This window comes from Lacibacterium aquatile, assembly GCF_042683105.1.
Lineage (GTDB): Bacteria > Pseudomonadota > Alphaproteobacteria > Elsterales > Elsteraceae > Lacibacterium > Lacibacterium aquatile.
This window is the reverse complement of the sequence record NZ_JBHUIP010000012.1, coordinates 209,755-223,954: the sequence shown is the minus strand read 5'-3', so window position 1 is coordinate 223,954 and position 14,200 is coordinate 209,755. Positions and strand designations below refer to the sequence as shown.

The following is a 14,200-nucleotide window of genomic DNA, read 5'->3' as shown; positions in this document are numbered from 1 at the left end:
TTTGAGGAGGATAAAAATGATCGGTCGATTATCGGTTGCCGCCCTGGCGACCTTGGCCCTGGTGGGGTGCGCCAGCGGCCCGCCCCAGCCGTCCAACATCCAGGCCCCGACCATTGCCCAGGGCAAGGATGGGCGTGAAAGTGGGCGGGGCACCCTGTCCGCCTACAACTCGGGTCAGGATGACCGGATCGAGCTAAAGACCACGCTTGACGGTGGGGAGGGGTTCAGCGGGCCGCTGATCCAGCATCGATCAACGGCGCGCGAATATCAGCGGTCGGTCTATCAGCCGCCCGTCTATTATCGCGGCGGCTTCTATTACCCCGATTACGATACCTATACGCCCCAACTCGTCACCCGCTACGAAACCGAGGGGACGGCCCTGCTGATGGGCGACAAGGGTCGCAGCATGAGCTGCCGTTTCACCTTCACGCGGCCGAACCGTTCAATCTTCGGCGGCGGTTTTGGTGAATGCTCGGTGTCTGACGGCACGAAGCTCGTTGTTCCGAACTTTTGATTTTAAGGATCTATTATGAGCGGTAACCGTATCGAACGCGACACCATGGGCGACATCGAGGTGCCGAACGAGGCCTATTGGGGCGCTCAGACCGAGCGCTCGCGGCGCTTCTTCGCCATTGGCGGCGAGACCATGCCGACCCCCGTCATTCGCGCCTTCGCCTATCAGAAGAAGGCCTCCGCCATCGCCAACCGCAAGCTCGGTGTGTTGGCGGATAACCTCGCCTCTGCCATCGAAGCGGCCTGCGACCGCATCCTGGCGGGCGAGCTTTACCCGCACTTCCCCCTGGTCATCTGGCAGACCGGCAGCGGCACCCAGTCGAACATGAATGCGAACGAGGTCATCGCCAACGTTGCGAACCTCGCGCTTGGCTCGGAACTAGGCTCCAAGAAGCCGGTACATCCGAACGACCATGTGAACTATGGCCAGTCGTCGAACGACAGTTTCCCGACCGTGATGCATATCGCGGTGGTCAAGGAACTGACGGGCAGCCTGCACCCCGCTCTGCGCCATCTGCACGGAGCCCTGCTGAAGAAGGCCGACGAATTCGCCACTATCGTCAAGATTGGCCGCACCCATCTGCAGGATGCGGTGCCGATGACCCTGGGGCAGGAATTCGGCGGCTATGCCCGGCAGGTCGAACTGGCGCTGTCCCGCATCGATTCCTGCCTGCCGCATCTCTATGAAGTGGCCCAGGGTGGCACGGCGGTCGGTACCGGCCTTAACGCGCATCCCAAGTTCGCGGTTACCTTCGCCGAAGAGCTGTCGAACCTGACCGGCCATCCTTTCCGTCCGGCGGTGAATAAGTTCGAAGCGCTGGCGGCCCACGACGCGATGATCGAGGCCTCGGGTGTGCTCAATACCATCGCCACTGGTCTGATGAAGATCGCCAACGACATCCGCCTGCTGGCGTCGGGCCCGCGGTCGGGCCTGGGCGAACTGTTCCTGCCGGAGAACGAGCCCGGCTCCTCCATCATGCCGGGCAAGGTCAATCCGACCCAGTCCGAGGCGCTGACCATGGTCTGCGCCCAGGTCGCGGGCAACCATGTGGCGGCCACCATCGGTGGGATGACCGGGCATCTGGAACTCAACGTCTTCAAGCCGATGATCGTGGCCAACGTGCTGCGCTCCATCCGCCTGCTGGCCGATGGCGCGCGCAGCTTTACCGATCATTGCGTGGTGGGCATCGAAGCCAATCACGAAAAAATCGGCGAGCTGATGGCCAAGTCACTGATGCTGGTGACCGCGCTCAATACCCATATCGGCTATGACAAATCGGCCCAGATCGCCAAGAAGGCCCATAAGGAAGGCTCGACCCTGAAGGAAGCGGCGCTAGCCCTTGGTTTCGTGACCGAGGAGCAGTTCGCCGCCTGGATCGATCCCGCCAAGATGGCGCGGGGGGAAGAGTAATACATCGTCATCCCGGGACTTGATCCCGGGATCCCCTCCGGGGGCGTTTCCTACCAAACCTCGTCATCCCGCACTTGATGCGGGATCTTGTGTAGACAAACCGCGTCGAGAGACTGGACGGAGCCCGGCCACAGTGAGATCCCGCATCAAGTGCGGGATGACGGTTCCTGTTTGACGCATCACCAGAACATACGGGTGTAGAGAGCCCGGATTCCTAATGCGGTTTCCGCCGATCCCGGGCGCGATTGCGCCAGGCGGATTCCGTATCGCCAGCCACATGGCGCAGCTGATTGAGCAGGCTTTCGACGGAATCCCGCTCCTCGGCCGTCAGCGGTGTGCGTGCGATGGCGGACAGGCGCGGGGCGCCCAGTTGCTCAGCCAGACGGGCGAGCGATCCGAGTTCCATCTGCCACGCCGTCCAGTCGTGGGTATCGAGCGCGCGGCGCAGGCGCCCTGCCGCGACATCGATACTATCGACCATTCCTTGCCAAAGTTCCTCGACCCCCAGCGGGCCCAGCATTTCCGTCAGGCGCGCGATGGTGGCGTCGGACAGCAGGGGCTTCATGTTCCAGTCGACCGTGGCATGGCCTTCCGTCGGCGCCTGTCCCGTCAGCTCGGCAATGGTCGCATCGAGCTGATGCCAATCCACGGGCTTGGGTAGAATCCGGTCCAGCCCGGCGGCGAAGTAGCTTTCCCGATGTTCGGGCATCACGTCGGCGGTGAGGGCGATCAGGGGGAGCGCACAGGTCGGCTGCGGGGCGTTGCGGATATGGCGGGCGGCGGTCGCGCCGTCCATCACCGGCATCTGAATATCGAGAATGACGATATCGAACGGCTCGCTCAGGGCTGCATCGACCGCGAGGCGCCCGTTCTCGACCGCCGTCACCTGATGGCCCCGGCGTTTCAGCATGGTGACAACAAGGCTGCGGTTGATCTCATTATCTTCGGCCAGCAGGATGCGCATCGGGGCGATATGGGCCACCGGCGCTGCTGGACGACGCGCGGTTTGGACCGCTGCCGGATCGCCCTCGACCCCCGGAACGATGAACCAGAAGGAGGCGCCCTGGCCGGGTTCGGAGATGACGCCGATTTCGCCCTGCATCGCCTCCACAAGCCGTCGGCTGATGGCAAGCCCCAGACCCGTGCCGCCAAACCGCCGCGTGGTTGAGGCATCGGCCTGCATGAAGGGCTGGAACAGCCGCATCTGCTGTTCGCGCGGAATGCCGATGCCGGTGTCGGAGACTTCGAAGCGCAGGCAATTGAGGCCCGGCTCACCCGAGATCACACGCACCTTGATGGCAACAGTGCCGCCTTCGGTGAATTTCACGGCATTGCCGATAAGGTTCAGCAGGATCTGACGCAGGCGGGTGGGGTCGCCCTTCAGGATGCGCGGCAGATCCTCAGGCAAATCGACGGTCAGCGCCGTCCCTCGGTCTGCCGCGCGATTGCGGAACAGCTGCGCGACGTCCTGCACCAGCGGGACCAGATCGAAATCGATCCGTTCCAGCTCCAGCTGTTCGGCTTCGATCTTGGACAGATCCAGCAGATCGTCGAGCAGCGTCAGCAGGGCTTCGGCCGACGAGCGCAGGGTCAGCACCTGGGCGCGCTGTTCGTCGCTCAAGGGACTATCCAGCAGCAGATCGACCATGCCCAGCACACCGGTCATGGGGGTGCGCAGCTCGTGGCTCATGACCGCCAGGAACTGGCTTTTCGCCCGATTGGCCATTTCGGCCTTGGTGCGCTGGTTCTCCAGATCCGAACGCGACCGGAGCAGTTCTTCGACCGCCAGCGTACGCTGGGTGACATCGACCACGGTGAACTGCATGGCGGAGCGCCGGTTCCAGATGATCCGGCGCAGATAGGCATCGAGCCAGGCGTGGCTGCCATCGGCACGCCGGGCCAGCAGCTGGGGCAGTTCGACGGTCGCCGCCCCTTCACGGATCTGTTCCCAGGCGGCATCAATGCGCATGCGGGTATCGCCGTCGACCAGCAGCCCGACCGTCTCGATATCGACGACCGCCGATGGACTATCATAGCCGAACATGCGGGCGAAGGCGGGATTGGCGAAGAGAACCTTATGTTCCTTCACGATCAGCACGCCCTGGATTGACCCTTCGACGATATCGCGGAAGCGCGCTTCGCTATCGGCCAGGGCCCGCTCGGCGGCGCGCCGGTCAGTGACGTCCAGGGACGAGGCGATGACGACCCGGCGCCCCCCCACGCGTTCGACACGGATGTAATGCAGGAAGGATTTGGTGCCGCCGTGCCGGTCGACATGATCGGAGGCGGTCCAGTCCAGGATCTCACCCGCCAGCGCCCGCCGGTCATTTTCCTCGATCTGCTGTGTCAGGTCCGGATCATAGATCTGGCGCGCGGTCTTTCCGATGACTTCGGACGCGGTCTTGCCGACAAAATCGAGCGAATTATGGTTGATGTGGATGATCGCGCCAGCCTCGTCGCGGATCACCACATGCAGCGGCATGATGTTGAGGACGGCTTCCAGCAGCTCGGTCTGCATGCGCAACTGCATTTCGCGCTGGCGCAGCAGGGTGACGTCGGTGCGGATGCCGACCCAGCCGCCATCGGGGGTGCGATATTGCTGAAGCTGCAAAATCCGGCCGTCGCTACGTTTGACCTCTAGCGTGCCTGTCGCCTCGCGGATCTGTTTCATCCGGTTGATGATCCAGGTTTCCCGCTCTTCTGCTGTCGATGGAGCATCCGCATAATCGCCCGCTTCGACATCCAGGCGCAGGATTTCTTCATAGGTAACGCCGGGACGGACAGCGGCCCGATTGCGCGGGAACATGTCGAGATAGCGCCCGTTGCACAGCACCAGCTGTCCTTCGGCATCGAACAGCACGAACCCGTCGCGCATGGCCTCGATCGCGTCGCGCAGCTGCAACTCGGCGGCAGCCCAGGCCTGTTCTAGGCGGCGGCGTTCAGTCAGGTCGGAATGGGTGCCGCAGATCCGCAGCAGACGGCCCTTGTCGTCACGAACGGCGATGGCCCTGACCAGGATCCAGACCCAGGTGCCGTCCTTATGACGGAAGCGCTGGACGACATCGAGATGATCGATCTCGCCTGATACCATATCGGCTGTTAGCCGTTCGCCCGCCGCGACATCCTCGGGATCGACCAGATCGTACCAGGTCTTCAGGTCATCGCCCAATTCACCCGGCTGATAGCCCAACTGGGCCAGCAGACGCGGGGCGCGCCAGACCTTGCCGGTCTGCACGTCGAAGTCGAAGGTGCCGTCGCGGGTGGCAAGCGAGGTATAGAGATAGCGGTCGCGCTGGGTTTCCGCTTCCTTGAGGGCTGTCTGCAGATCGCCGATATCGGTGACGATCAGGATGAAGCGGCCATCATCCTCGAGTGGCTGCAGGCGAAGCCGATGGCCATCGGTACGGTTGAGCACATCCAGCGTTGCCCCTTCGGCACTCGCCGCTGCAATTCTGACGCCCAGGGGGCTTTCATCCTGGGTTTCCCAAAGGTCGGCCAGATGGGTTCCGGGAGGAATGCAGGCGATTTCCGGCGCGAGCCCCTTGCCCAGGGCGACCACGATTGGCTCCCCTGGGGTGACGATCAGACATGGCAGGCGAAGCGGGTCGAGCAAGCTGGGGGCGTATCCGGCTGAAGGGGCGGTCAGGAGCGGGCGGGGCGGCGACGCAGACCGGGCGTCAGCAGGCGGCGGGGCAGGTCCTTCAGGCTCGATACCGCCTGGGGGATCTTCATGACGTCGACGATCCGGCGGTCGAGGAAATCCCAGGTATCGGTGAAACCGTCGCTGTCATCATCCAGCCAGACCATGACGGTCGCGCTATAGACGGCGGCCAGCAGGCCACGCTTGGTGTAGAAATTGAAGTCGGCCGAACGGTCGCCGCAGGCGTGCCAGATCTCGTCGACCGTTCTATAGAGTATGCGACCGGCCAGCAGCTGATTGCCCGGCAGGGCCAGGACCGAGAAGGTGCGCCGGACGGCTTCGCGATGGCGGGCCAGATGCATCAAGCGCAGGCGGACGGCCAGGGTGACCCGCTGGCGGACCTTCATGTCGACTGCCTGGGCAAGCCCTGCGGCCATGGCGGCATCGGCTTCGGCATTCCAATAGTCGATGATGTCGCGAACCCCGCCCGGAAAGGCACGGGCGATATCGGCATCGCTGATACCGAGGTGGCGCGCCCCGGCGGCAACCGCTTCGGCATTCAGGCCACCGAAGGGAACTTCGGCCAGGATGGCGGGCAGCAGGGCCGCGCGCAGTTCATCGATTGTCATGTCAAACCTCCCGCCGCGATCAATTCGTCGGCATAGACCAGCGAGCGGATATCCCGCATGCGCTGAGGGTAGAGAGTTCCGTCCAGGTGATCGCATTCATGCTGAACCACCCGGGCGTGGAAACCGCCGACCTCCCGCACCAGCCGTTCGCCATCCAACTGGATGCCGGAATAGCGGATCCGCTGGAAACGTGGCACCAGCCCTCTTAGGTCCGGCAGGGACAGGCAGCCCTCCCATCCTTCGACCTGCTCGTCATCCAATGGTTCGATGACAGGGTTGCACAGGATGGTTAGGTCGCAGACGGTGTCGTCCGGCCGGTCGGTGATCCGATGGGGCGGCACATAGAACATGACCAGCCGGGCTTCGACGCCAACCTGGGGCGCGGCAAGGCCGACCCCCCCCGCTTCCCGCAGGCTCGCGACCATCTGGGCCGCCAATTTTCGCCATTCGTCGGCCGTGGGGTCGGCAATGGGGGCGGCAGGGCGCCGCAGGGCAGGATGACCTGCTTTAACAATGGGTAAGGGCGGTAAGGTTTCGTTCATAGCTTGATGACTATGGCGGGGAACTTGCCCCGGGTAAACCTGTGGGAGGAAGAAAAGGCGCTAAAAGCGCACGGTGACTCAGACTCTTTCCTTTGCAAGTCGCCAACCTTGTGATAATCACCCACACCTCATTCGACACCGAGCTGCCGTTTCCAACAGGAGAAAGTCCGACCGTGCACGTCATCGTCCGCGATAATAACGTTGATCAAGCCCTCCGCGCGCTGAAGAAGAAGCTGCAGCGCGAAGGTGTTTTCCGCGAGATGAAGCTGCGTCGCAACTTCGAAAAGCCGTCGGAGAAGAAGGCCCGTGAAAAGGCTGAAGCTGTCCGCCGTCATCGCAAGCTGCTGCGCAAGCGGCTGGAGCGCGAGGGCTACTAAGCCCTCGATCGGGAACGGATCGCTCGAATGATAGAAACGCCCGGCCTTGGCCGGGCGTTTTGCTTTTGCGATCATCCGGAGCGGGCGAGCCGGCGTATCTGAAGACACGAGTCATAACCGCCAAGGATGATCGGCCTTCATGAACCTGCAGATAGCAATTCCCTGGCGTGACAGGGCCGGACGCTTCTCCGCCTTCAAGGCACTGGTCTTCGGGGCGCTGTTCCTGCCCGGTATCTGGGTTCTCTATAAGCTGACCCTGGGTCCGCCGATGGCGCGGCCGATCACCGAAGCGATCCACGAGCTGGGGCTGTGGGCGATCCGCCTGTTGCTGATCAGTCTTGCCCTGACGCCCCTGCGGCAGATCGGGCGTTGGCCGCAGGTGGCGCTGGTGCGCCGCATGATCGGCGTCGCTGGTTTTGCCTATCTCGCCCTGCATTTCGCCTTCTACATCGTCGATCTCGATGGAAACCTGCTGCGGGTAGGGTCGGAGATCGTGCTGCGCTTCTATCTGACCATCGGCTTTATCGCCCTGGTCATCCTGGCTGCGCTGGCGGCAACCTCCACCGATGGCATGCTGAAGCGCCTGGGCGGCCCGCGCTGGCGGCGCCTGCATAAGGGGGCCTATCTGGCGGCGATCCTGGGCAGCTGGCACTTCTTCCTGCAGGCCAAGGCGGATGTGGGGGAAGCGATCTGGATGATGGGCCTGACCCTATGGCTGCTCGCCTATCGCCCGATCCTCTGGAAATGGGACAGCAAAATCGCTGCCCACCCTGGGGTCTTGGCCGGATTGGGGCTGTTAGCGACGCTCGCGACGGCGATATTCGAGGTGAGCTATCTGCATCTGCGGGTCAATGCGCCGTTGGATCGTCTGATCGCGGCGCAGTTCGACTGGGGGCTGGGCGTGCGGCCTGCCTGGGTCGTCGGGGGTATCTGTCTGGTGGCGCTTCTGATAGCTCTGATCCGGCGCGGGGCGGAACCGGCGCGGTCGCGGCTGAAGACGGTGAGGTCATGAGAGGTCTGGTTGTTCACATCGCAGTTGCCCTGGTGGTGACGCTTGCTCTCAACGGCATGATCTTCGCCTTTGGCTGGAACCTCAATCCGACCACCAGACTTCGACCGTCCTTCGCGCCGCCGGGACCGGTCATCGGTGCTATCTGGACGATCCTGATCGCAGGCATGGCCGCCTCGCTCTGGAAGCTGCGCAGTCTGAGGCAATCGGGATTGGCCACCGGCGTTGTGGTCCTGCTCGCCGTTTGCCTCGGCTATCCGTTTTATGCCCTGGCCAGCAACAGCCAGTGGGTCGGCTTTGCGGGCAATCTCGTGACCTTGGGATTGGCGGCGGGGCTGGCCTGGAAAAGCTGGCCGATCTCGCGCTTTGCCGCGGTCCCCCTGGTAGCGGTTACGCTTTGGGTCAGCTACGCGACGCTGATCGTCATTGCGCTGCTGCGGGGCTGAATGCGGTTTCTCCGCTGGGCCGGGCTGGTACTAGCTATTCTGGGGGCGACCTTGCTGACCCAGGTCGGCGGTCTGGCCGTCCTTGCAGGCTGGGGCCTTGCCCGTTGGCTGCGGCGGGGTATGGGGACTGCGATCCTGGGCTTCAGCGCGGTCTATGCCGTGCTGACCCTGGTGGTGGTTCCCCCGCTGGCCGACCTGACCGGGCGTGAGCGTCTGCCGTGTTTTGCCACGCAGGACAGCCCTTATCAGGCCGCAACCCCGTTGCTCTGTGTATTGAACAGGACCTATGTGACTCCTGCTCTGCATCAGGTATTGCGCGGATTGTCAGCCGATATGGCGCGGAAATTCCCGGGAACACTCACGGTGTATCTCGACGGGAATTTCCCGTTCTTCGACGGCTTCCCGCTGTTGCCGCATCTCTCGCATCAGGATGGGCGCAAGCTCGATATCGCCTTCTATTACAAAGGCGCGCCGGGGGAGTTGCGATCCCCGATAGGCTATTGGGCATTCGAGATGCCGCAGCCGGGAGAAGAGGATCGCTGCGGAAAACAGTCGGGTCCGACCTTGCGCTGGGATATGGCGGCGATCCAGTCCTGGTTCCCCTCGCTGGCGGTGGATGAGCCGCGCACCCGTTCCGCGCTGGTCTGGCTCAGCACGGAGGGAGTTGCGATGGGTGTCGACCGGATCTTTGTCGAGCCGCATCTTGTCAGCCGTTGGGCTGTCGCTGCGCCCGCGATCCGCTTTCAGGGCTGCCGCGCCGCGCGGCACGACGATCATATTCATTTCCAGGTGAAATAAGCCCGCCCAGGGAATACCGGGCGGGCTTTTTAGGCTTAGGCGGCAATGGGGCCGAGGCGCTGCTTCAGGACCGAACCGACCGCGAAGCTGCCGCTGCCGAGCAGGGCCTGGACCACCAGCAGGACCGTCCAGAGGGCGGGGAAGGACCAGCCGCCACCGGCAGCGCTGAATACCCAGCCATTGCCGACATGCTGCAAGGTCGCGCCGATCATCAGCGGGATCAGGCCGAGGGCGACGAGGCGGGTGGCAACCCCGGCGATCAGGGCAAGGCCCCCGGCGATTTCCGCGAAGATCACGACATAGGCCAGGAACGCCGGATAGCCGATGGAAACGAAATACTGGGCGGTACCGACCGGGGTGAAGGTCAGGAACTTCAGGAAAAAGCCATAGGCCAGGAAAGAGATACCAAGCGAGACCCGAAGCAGGGCCGCGCCGAATTGAGTGTTACGGTCGGCCATGGGGGCCTCCTCTATCGCGTGACGGGCGGCGGGGTGCCGTCCTGTTGCGCTGAAGATGACCGTTTCCTATTGGTTGATAAAGTGGGGTTGAAATTGAAACACTGTCAATGAAATGGAAACGATAAGGCATTTGAAAATCTTCATTCTGTAGGAACGCCCAAGGATCGATCTTTCATTAACCTGCTCGGCGTCAGAGTTAGGAGGTTGCCTCAGATTCCCCGATTGAGTCCTGGGGTGACGACTCTTGTTTGAAATGGCGGTTGCGGGCATGGGCTAATCTCTAAACGAGACCTCTTCCAGCCTGAGCCCAGCTTTCGCTATGCTGCTTCTTCGGGGTCGGACCGCTCTAGAGGGAGTCCAAGAATGGACGAATTTTCGCTTCGTTTCTTCGCGTCGAAAGTCACGGTCAGCCAGTCCGACACGGGCGAGCGGAAGATCGTCGCCTATGGCACCTATGACGATAAATACGCAGGCGCCATCGGCCTTGTCTCCTCGGCCGAGAAGCACGAGCTGGAAGTCGAACTGGACGATGACGAGGATTTTTCCCTGACGGCCTGTCTGGTGCTGAAGCCGGAGTTTCTGGCCGAGGTGTCGCAGAATATCTTTGCGACCCTGGGTCAGGGCGGCGCGCTGCAGATCGAGATCGTGGGCGCGGCGAAGCTGAAGAAGGATTTCACCTTCGACGAGGATGACGACACGGTCGATTTCGCCAAGCCTGGCAGCTTTGCCCTGAGCGGCTTCTGCATCGATTATCTGCTGGGCCAGGCCGACGCGGACTGACATTCCCTGTCATTTTGTCATCGCGGACCTGATCCGGGATCCGACCGAAGGTTGTTGCCTCGCGACACCCTTTGAGACTGGCCATCCAGGCGGCCGGATCCCGGCTCAAGGCCGGGATTACACTGTGTTATTTGGGTAACGGTCCCTAAGCCGTTCCGCGCATGCCGCGCGCTTCCGACAGCAGATACTGGGTCGCCTGTTCGGCCGGAAGTGCCGGGGCGAACAGCCAGCCTTGCAACGCGGCCTTACCCTCGCGCCCCAGTTCGGCCGCGACCTCGTCCGTTTCGACACCTTCAGCAACCACATCCAATTCCAGGCTGTGGGCCAACGACATCAGCGCCTTGACGATAGCGCCGGAGAGACGCGACTTGCCGAGATCATAGATGAATTTTTTGTCGATCTTCAGCCCGTCGACCTCATAGTCAGCCAGATGGTTGAAGCTGGAATAGCCGGTGCCGAAATCATCGATCACCACCGGGATACCCCGCTTGCGCAAGGCACTGATCTGGGCGGCGGCATAGGCCGGATTGGCGATGATCGAGGTCTCGGTCAATTCCAGCTTCAGGCTGCCCGGCGCGACGTCATGGCGCTGGATATGCCGATCCACCATCTCCACAAGGTTCTGGTCAAGAAGCTGGCGCGCCGACAGGTTGACGCTGATCGTAACGGGATAGTTGGGTGCCAGACGCCGCCATTCGGCCAATTGCGCGCAAGCCTGACCGATAGTCTTGTCACCAATCGCGAAAATCAGATGGCTCTGTTCGGCATGGGGGATGAATTCATCGGGCGGAATCAGCCCCTTGACCGGGTGGTGCCAGCGGATCAACGCCTCGAACCCCATTAACGTATGGGGATTAGCGCTCATGATCGGTTGATAGGACAGCCGAAGCTGATCCGTCTCCAGCGCCGTCAGCAGTTCGGTTTCGATTTCCAGACGCTGGACGGCATCAGCACGCATCTTGGGTAGATAGCGCATCGAACGGCCGCCGCCCATCGCCTTAGCCTTGCGCATGGCGGTCGCGGCATTGCGCAGGACTTCCTCGGTCGCCTCTTCTGCCGAATGCGGCTGGGCGACACCGATGCTCAAGGTCAGGCTGACCGCGCGTCCCATGACTTGCAGCGGCAGGCGCATGGCATTATCCAGATCCTCGACCACCCGCTCCAGCATGCCCGGCCGATCGATCCCGGTGCTGAGCAAAAGGCCGAACTCGTCAGAGCGCAGACGGGCCAGCAATCCCCGTTCTGCGACCGTTTCCGCCAAGCGGGCAGCCAGGGCAACCAGGGTGGCATCGCCACCGGCTTTCCCCAGGCTTTCATTGACCTTGCCCAGATCGTCGCAATCGATGACGACCAACGCATAGGGCGGACCCGAGAGCGCACGGAAGGCATCGGCCGCCCCGTTGATCCCCTTATAGAGGGCAGACCTGCCCGGCAGTCCGGTCAGGCGATCGGCATCGACCGATGCTTCCAACCCGGTGACGCCGCTCATGGCCGAAAGGCGAGCCTGCATGTCCGATAGACGGTTTTCCGCCTCGGCCCGGGCAAAGGCCGCCACGGCCATCGCGCAGATATCGGCAAGCGAGGTTAGGAACCCCTCCTCTTCCGAACGCCAGGGTCGCGCGCCTTCCACATCGCTAACGCAGATCGCGCCCCACCGGTGATTACCGTTGACGATGGGCGCATCCAGCATCGCCCGGATGTTGCTGGCGGCGATATGAGCCTCCAACCCCTGCAGGCGAAAGTCTCTGGACGTATCATTGGAGACGAACAAACGGTCGTCGCGCAGGGCAGCAAAATAGGTCGGCGCCTTGGTCGCGGGAAGCTGCTGCCCGACAGCCGATGGATAGTCGGCCGAGCCGTGGAATGCGACGCAGCGCAGAGATTGCTGCTGATCGTCAAACATCCACAGGCTGGCACGGCCGACATTCAGTAGGCTGGCGGCACTGGTGACGATTTCACCTAAGATGGCGTCGAATTCTGCCTGAGTGCGGACCGGGCGAGCCGCCAAGTCGCGCAGGGATCCAATCTGTTGGCGGATACGCTGTTCCAACATCGGATCGGGTGACAAATTATCCACAGCAGCCAATACCCTTGTTCAAGCGCACCCCGTTAAAACTTTATATACTTAAAAAACAAAACGGCGATAAGGAAAATTTTTAGTTAATTTTGAATTATATTATTAACGGGCGATTTGTCTGAAGTGTTTACAAGATTAATCGTGCAACCTATTACGTCCTGGGAGCGACATAATCGAAATGAGCCAAGAGCGCCAAAGCATTGATATCCTGGATGCAACCGGTTTGAGCTGTCCCTTGCCTGTATTACGCGCCCGAAAACACCTTAACAGCATACAGGCCGGTGCGCGTTTAACTGTTCTGGCAACTGATCCTGCTTCCGCGCGCGACTTCCCCCGCTTTTGCGAGAGCACCAGCCATCGCCTTATCGAAGTGACGGAGGAAGCCGGCGTCTTCCGTTTCGTGATCGAAAAAGGACCCGACCGCAATTCCGTTCAAGAAAGCGGCGGCCCGTCCCTTTAGGGTCGCGGCATGACATACGCTGACAGCATCACCTCTGATCCCAGTTTCCGCAGCGAATTCGCGCGCGGCTTCCTGATCTGCCTTCCCATCGCCCTTTCGGTTGCGATCTTCGGCATCATCTATGGGCTGCTCGCCGCCCAGAAGGGCCTGAGCCTTGTCGAGGCGGTGGGCATGTGCCTGATCGTCTTTGCCGGGGCGAGCCAGCTGCTGGCGCTGGAACTCTGGTCGATGCCGCCCACGGCCCTGACGCTGGCCATAGCGGTCTTCATCATCAATCTGCGCTACCTGATGCAGACCGCCACCCTGGGCGAGGTGCTGAAGCCCTGGGGCCGCGCCGGATTGCTGGCGACCCTGTTCAATGCCGACGAGAATTGGGCCGTCACCATGACCGAACATAAAAAGGCGCCGGTCGGCCCCGGCTTCTTCATGGGGTCGGCAATGGCGCTCTACTCTTTCTGGGCAGGGAGCGCCGGGATCGGCTGGCTGGCGGGCGGCGTCGCCCCGGATGCCGAGAAATACGGGCTTAGCTTCGTTGGCACCGCAGTCTTTCTGTTCCTGCTGCAGGGGCTAGCCAAGAAGCGCAGCGATCTGCTGCCGATTCTGGTCGGCGCCGGGGCCGCCATTGCCGCTGCCAAACTTATCCCCGGCACCTGGTTCATTCTGATCGGCGGTTTGGCAGGCAGCCTCGCCGGGCTAGCCCGCGATCTGCTGAAGGAGAAGACCTATGCGTGAGTGGTACGCCGTCGACCCGGCCATCGCGCTCGCCATCCTGGCCATGGGCGTCGCAGCGGCCCTGCCGCGCATGGGCGGCCTCGCCCTGGTGCGGATCATGGGTCAGTCGCCCCTGATGGAAGCCTGGTTGCGCCATGTCCCTGCTGCCATGTTCGCCGCCATCTGCGCCCCGGCCCTGATCAAGGGGAGCATTGCCGAATGGTTAGCTGCTGCCACCACCTTGCTGGTGGCACGCCTGGGCGGAAACCTTGCCGTAACGCTGATCTGCGCGATCGGCACTGTCGCGGGGCTGCGCGCGATCTTATGATCGCGGCGGGCGCGGGCCTGC

The 14,200-nt window shown here is 62.4% G+C and carries 15 protein-coding genes; 10 read left to right on the top strand and 5 right to left on the bottom strand.

What is annotated here, in order from left to right:
• Positions 1-16 precede the first annotated feature (16 nt).
• Together ACFSM5_RS12625 and fumC are read left to right on the top strand one after the other, a co-directional pair.
• A complete protein-coding gene (locus ACFSM5_RS12625; protein ID WP_379876768.1) occupies positions 17-514 on the top strand; it encodes a hypothetical protein in 498 nt (165 codons plus the stop codon).
• Positions 515-529: 15 nt separating this feature from the next.
• Complete coding sequence (fumC, locus tag ACFSM5_RS12620; RefSeq protein WP_379876767.1) at positions 530-1,924, top strand: class II fumarate hydratase; 1,395 nt, start codon at positions 530-532, stop codon at positions 1,922-1,924.
• Between the two features lie 214 nt (positions 1,925-2,138).
• Here the strand turns inward: fumC and ACFSM5_RS12615 are convergent, their stop codons facing one another.
• The 3 genes from ACFSM5_RS12615 to ACFSM5_RS12605 are packed head-to-tail and all read right to left on the bottom strand — an operon-like array spanning position 2,139 to position 6,735.
• Complete coding sequence (locus ACFSM5_RS12615; RefSeq protein ID WP_379876766.1) at positions 2,139-5,537, bottom strand: PAS domain S-box protein; 3,399 nt, start codon at positions 5,535-5,537, stop codon at positions 2,139-2,141.
• Between the two features lie 29 nt (positions 5,538-5,566).
• Complete coding sequence (locus tag ACFSM5_RS12610) at positions 5,567-6,193, bottom strand: COQ9 family protein (protein ID WP_379876765.1); 627 nt, start codon at positions 6,191-6,193, stop codon at positions 5,567-5,569.
• Complete coding sequence (locus tag ACFSM5_RS12605) at positions 6,190-6,735, bottom strand: peptide deformylase (protein WP_379876764.1); 546 nt, start codon at positions 6,733-6,735, stop codon at positions 6,190-6,192. The genes ACFSM5_RS12610 and ACFSM5_RS12605 overlap by 4 nt, the downstream gene beginning before the upstream one ends.
• A 173-nt stretch (positions 6,736-6,908) precedes the next feature.
• On the opposite strand from ACFSM5_RS12605, the gene rpsU reads away from it, so the two are divergent.
• The 4 genes from rpsU (at position 6,909) to ACFSM5_RS12585 (ending at position 9,365) form a co-directional block, all read left to right on the top strand.
• Positions 6,909-7,112 (top strand): 30S ribosomal protein S21, encoded by a 204-nt coding sequence (gene rpsU / locus ACFSM5_RS12600; RefSeq protein ID WP_379876763.1) that lies wholly within the window; start codon positions 6,909-6,911, stop codon positions 7,110-7,112.
• 139 nt (positions 7,113-7,251) lie between these two features.
• Positions 7,252-8,124 carry a protein-methionine-sulfoxide reductase heme-binding subunit MsrQ gene (locus tag ACFSM5_RS12595; protein ID WP_379876762.1) on the top strand — a complete coding sequence of 291 codons (873 nt, stop codon included), beginning with the start codon at positions 7,252-7,254 and terminating at the stop codon, positions 8,122-8,124.
• On the top strand, positions 8,121-8,567 hold the full coding sequence (locus ACFSM5_RS12590; protein WP_379876761.1) for a tryptophan-rich sensory protein: 447 nt from the start codon (positions 8,121-8,123) through the stop codon (positions 8,565-8,567). The genes ACFSM5_RS12595 and ACFSM5_RS12590 overlap by 4 nt, the downstream gene beginning before the upstream one ends.
• The gene (locus tag ACFSM5_RS12585) at positions 8,568-9,365 is read left to right on the top strand and encodes a hypothetical protein (RefSeq protein ID WP_379876760.1); all 798 of its coding nucleotides are present in this window, start codon (positions 8,568-8,570) and stop codon (positions 9,363-9,365) included.
• A gap of 35 nt (positions 9,366-9,400) precedes the next feature.
• Here ACFSM5_RS12585 and ACFSM5_RS12580 read toward each other — a convergent pair whose 3' ends face one another.
• A complete protein-coding gene (locus ACFSM5_RS12580; protein WP_379876759.1) occupies positions 9,401-9,823 on the bottom strand; it encodes a DoxX family protein in 423 nt (140 codons plus the stop codon).
• 363 nt (positions 9,824-10,186) lie between these two features.
• On the opposite strand from ACFSM5_RS12580, the gene ACFSM5_RS12575 reads away from it, so the two are divergent.
• Positions 10,187-10,603, top strand: a complete 417-nt coding sequence (locus tag ACFSM5_RS12575; RefSeq protein ID WP_379876758.1) for a hypothetical protein — start codon at positions 10,187-10,189, stop codon at positions 10,601-10,603.
• 145 nt (positions 10,604-10,748) lie between these two features.
• Here ACFSM5_RS12575 and ACFSM5_RS12570 read toward each other — a convergent pair whose 3' ends face one another.
• Positions 10,749-12,680: a putative bifunctional diguanylate cyclase/phosphodiesterase gene (locus ACFSM5_RS12570; protein ID WP_379876757.1), complete on the bottom strand. Its 1,932-nt coding sequence runs from the start codon at positions 12,678-12,680 to the stop codon at positions 10,749-10,751.
• 178 nt (positions 12,681-12,858) lie between these two features.
• On the opposite strand from ACFSM5_RS12570, the gene ACFSM5_RS12565 reads away from it, so the two are divergent.
• Genes ACFSM5_RS12565 through ACFSM5_RS12555 form a run of 3 tightly spaced genes read left to right on the top strand, consistent with a single transcriptional unit; the run spans position 12,859 to position 14,179 of the window.
• Positions 12,859-13,140: a sulfurtransferase TusA family protein gene (locus ACFSM5_RS12565; RefSeq protein WP_379876756.1), complete on the top strand. Its 282-nt coding sequence runs from the start codon at positions 12,859-12,861 to the stop codon at positions 13,138-13,140.
• Between the two features lie 9 nt (positions 13,141-13,149).
• A complete protein-coding gene (locus ACFSM5_RS12560; RefSeq protein ID WP_379876755.1) occupies positions 13,150-13,872 on the top strand; it encodes an AzlC family ABC transporter permease in 723 nt (240 codons plus the stop codon).
• On the top strand, positions 13,865-14,179 hold the full coding sequence (locus tag ACFSM5_RS12555; RefSeq protein WP_379876754.1) for an AzlD family protein: 315 nt from the start codon (positions 13,865-13,867) through the stop codon (positions 14,177-14,179). The genes ACFSM5_RS12560 and ACFSM5_RS12555 overlap by 8 nt, the downstream gene beginning before the upstream one ends.
• Positions 14,180-14,200 lie beyond the last annotated feature (21 nt).

What these genes read in the sequence shown, in the direction of transcription:
- ACFSM5_RS12625 (WP_379876768.1), top strand. Translation starts at nt 17, where the DNA reads ATGATCGGTCGATTATCGGTTGCCGCCCTGGCGACCTTGGCCCTGGTG.
- fumC (WP_379876767.1), top strand. Translation starts at nt 530, where the DNA reads ATGAGCGGTAACCGTATCGAACGCGACACCATGGGCGACATCGAGGTG.
- ACFSM5_RS12610 (WP_379876765.1), bottom strand. Translation starts at nt 6,193, where the DNA reads ATGACAATCGATGAACTGCGCGCGGCCCTGCTGCCCGCCATCCTGGCC.
- ACFSM5_RS12605 (WP_379876764.1), bottom strand. Translation starts at nt 6,735, where the DNA reads ATGAACGAAACCTTACCGCCCTTACCCATTGTTAAAGCAGGTCATCCT.
- ACFSM5_RS12595 (WP_379876762.1), top strand. Translation starts at nt 7,252, where the DNA reads ATGAACCTGCAGATAGCAATTCCCTGGCGTGACAGGGCCGGACGCTTC.
- ACFSM5_RS12590 (WP_379876761.1), top strand. Translation starts at nt 8,121, where the DNA reads ATGAGAGGTCTGGTTGTTCACATCGCAGTTGCCCTGGTGGTGACGCTT.
- ACFSM5_RS12585 (WP_379876760.1), top strand. Translation starts at nt 8,568, where the DNA reads ATGCGGTTTCTCCGCTGGGCCGGGCTGGTACTAGCTATTCTGGGGGCG.
- ACFSM5_RS12580 (WP_379876759.1), bottom strand. Translation starts at nt 9,823, where the DNA reads ATGGCCGACCGTAACACTCAATTCGGCGCGGCCCTGCTTCGGGTCTCG.
- ACFSM5_RS12575 (WP_379876758.1), top strand. Translation starts at nt 10,187, where the DNA reads ATGGACGAATTTTCGCTTCGTTTCTTCGCGTCGAAAGTCACGGTCAGC.
- ACFSM5_RS12565 (WP_379876756.1), top strand. Translation starts at nt 12,859, where the DNA reads ATGAGCCAAGAGCGCCAAAGCATTGATATCCTGGATGCAACCGGTTTG.
- ACFSM5_RS12560 (WP_379876755.1), top strand. Translation starts at nt 13,150, where the DNA reads ATGACATACGCTGACAGCATCACCTCTGATCCCAGTTTCCGCAGCGAA.
- ACFSM5_RS12555 (WP_379876754.1), top strand. Translation starts at nt 13,865, where the DNA reads ATGCGTGAGTGGTACGCCGTCGACCCGGCCATCGCGCTCGCCATCCTG.